The 1,412-nt window shown below is 37.5% G+C and carries 1 protein-coding gene; it reads right to left on the reverse strand.

The annotated features are described in order from the left end of the window. A partial coding sequence (locus FLACOL7796_RS00090) for a DUF11 domain-containing protein (RefSeq protein ID WP_173968580.1) occupies positions 1-1,212 on the reverse strand: 1,212 nt, incomplete at its 3' end. Between the last annotated feature and the right edge of the window lie 200 nt (positions 1,213-1,412).

Consider the following 1,412-nt stretch of genomic DNA (forward strand, 5'->3'; position numbering starts at 1 on the left):
AGGCGTAGCGCTACTTGCGGTTTTGGTTATACCAACATTAGACTGCGCAACCGGGGTTGGGGTAACACTAGAGGTATTATTTCCAGGGGTAGGATCTGCAATATCTGGAGATGCTATAGAAGCACTATTCAAATAAGGACCTGCAGCTTTTACCGTAGCAGTAATTTGCAAAGTTGGGGAAGAGCCTATATTTAATAAACCAATATCCCAAACCCCTGTCGAGGAATCGTATGTCCCAACACTTGGTGTAGCAGACACAAAAGTGTAACCAGCTGGTAACAAATCAGTAACCTTGGTATTTGGTGCATTACCAGGACCAGTATTGCCTGCTGTGAGTGTAAAAACAACATTGCTTCCCACATTTGGACTTGGGTTATTTACAGTTTTAGAAACAGAGAGATCGGCAGAAATTATACCCTCTATAATATCTAAAAAAACACCCGAATCCAACGATGCATCACCAGCGTCAGCAATTACAATTTTAAAAGTATAAGTTCCTCCAGGAGTTAAGCCAGCAATGGATTTCTTTATCGACTTTGTTAAACCATTATGTTCTGTAAAAACTGGGAAAGGTCCTGGTTGAGGCGCTGTATTCAGGTTATATTTACCTCCAGTAGTAGTTGTAATGTGACCATTATTGATATACAAAGCAGATTGAGAACCATCGTATGCAGCGACAGGTGTTGCCGGTGAGCTAAATCCAGGAATACCAGAATTTACCTTATTTATTGATGTGGCATTACCATTTGGCAATGTTGCGAAATTCTGAATTCCAGAAATACCAGGCCCCGAAACAAAAAAACCAAAAGCATCATCAAAATTAGAACCTACATAATCTGGAAACTCCTCTGAACCAAATTGATAACTAAAAAGTAGTCCCGAAACATTCGGTGCTAAAGTTATTGTAAAAGAATACGATACTAAGTCACGTGTTGCGGTAGGATCAATTAAAGATAAATTGGGATCTGATAATGTTGTAGCTCCAGCAGGGTTAAAACTATTTTGGACAGCAGTATTTTTGTTTGCTAATTCGAAAGGGGCACTTCCTGTAGTAAAGTACACACCGCTCGGTATCTGCAAACCAGCGCCACTAATACCATTAGAAAAGGTGGCAACTTGATTTGCACGCAATGTTGCGGCAGTTGCTGCTCCCGACAATGTTCCACCAACGATAACTATTCCAGGCCCATTTAAAGCGGTATTTATCTGCAAATTTGATGGATTTGTTACAATAGTAGCTTGAGCATATATTGAAGATGATATATTAAAAAGAAAAAAAACATTTATAAAAAAAGAAAAAGAATTAAAATTTAATAACTTATTCAAAATCAATAGTCCTTTGCTAAATAGAAAATAGAAAATCGATAATAAACTTTTAATTACAGAATTAATGAGTGTAAAATTATTCATAC

The sequence above is a fragment of the Flavobacterium bizetiae genome (genome assembly GCF_902804475.1).
In the GTDB taxonomy this organism is placed as follows: domain Bacteria; phylum Bacteroidota; class Bacteroidia; order Flavobacteriales; family Flavobacteriaceae; genus Flavobacterium; species Flavobacterium bizetiae.